This window comes from Bacteroides sp. RTP31139st1_H2_RTP31139_211217, from assembly GCF_040227615.1.
Taxonomy (GTDB): Bacteria; Bacteroidota; Bacteroidia; order Bacteroidales; family Bacteroidaceae; genus Bacteroides; species Bacteroides uniformis.
In genome coordinates, this window is the sequence record NZ_JBCNZM010000356.1 from 1 (window position 1) to 1,124 (window position 1,124).

Annotated in this window: 2 protein-coding genes; both read right to left on the bottom strand. The window is 48.9% G+C overall.

The features are described from left to right. On the bottom strand, positions 1-242 hold a 242-nt coding region (locus tag ABUA47_RS24910), incomplete at its 3' end, for a DUF5119 domain-containing protein (RefSeq protein WP_146376369.1). After that, the coding region (locus tag ABUA47_RS24915; protein WP_349832312.1) for a DUF3575 domain-containing protein at positions 239-1,124 on the bottom strand (886 nt) is incomplete at its 5' end. The genes ABUA47_RS24915 and ABUA47_RS24910, both read right to left, overlap by 4 nt.

Here is a 1,124-nt window from a genome sequence, read left to right on the forward strand (position 1 = left end):
AGCTCCACTTCCCCATCCTCTCCTCCGGGGAAATCAAATATCCACGTGTTGCTTTCATCGTCGGTCGGATAAAATACGACCCTCATGCCTTCAGGCTTGTCATGATTGGAAATCTTGGTCCAGTCGAATATTACCCGCACCGTGGCAAAGTGCGGATGATCGTAACATAAATCCTTATGCTCACAAGCCGTCAGTCCTATCCATAAAAATATGAACACCAGACTAAAGCGTATCCGTATCACTGCCTGCCTCCTTTCTTCCGGCTATAATTCCCCCGCCCGATCAACCACACCAAAGAGATACCCGCCTTGGTCGGGCCGAACCAGCGGCGGTTTTTAGTGGTCTGCCATACATAGTGACCGTCCAAAGGGATGTACTCCTTGTACGATCCTCCAAGGTAGCCGATTCCCAACGTGAAATCCACATTGAACCGATGTCCCACAGGTAACGAGTAGCCGTAAGCCACGCCTCCCCCGTAACTCCATTTATCCCCCAAGTAACCTTTCCCACCCAATTCGAAATCATAGGTGACGATCTGCCCGTACAATCCGACATGATGCCCGGAAAACGGTTTTTCCACCGCTCTCCGACCGAACCAGCGGCGCAACTCCACATCTCCCCCATAGATACGCCAATAATTATGCTTCCGATCACTTTTCCACCAGGCATACATCCAATTCCCGGCCACAGACCAGTTCTTCCCCAAACAGAACTCAACCCCGATGTCAGGTATCAAAACAGCGTCATAAAGCAAGTTTGTTTTCACCGCCATGCAAAACGGCCGTTTCTTTACCGGAGCTATGACGGTAACGGTATCACGGATGCACAACGTATCACGTGTATGTATATATACCGTATCTCTGACGGGATTTATCGGATCACTATCATAGCATATTTTCACCATCGACGAACGAAGTTTCGGAAAATGGAATTTATACAAATATGAGTATGGCCTCCCCCCTTTCAGTCTTTTCAGTTCTCCCCCCAAATAAGGGCTGTCCTGGTTTTCCAAACGGACGATCTTCTCCAACAAACGAAGGACATCCTCCCTCTCCGGAACATTCACATCCGCTCTCACCATCGTTATAAGTCCGTTCCAGTCGCTTCCCGAAAAATGAAAATCC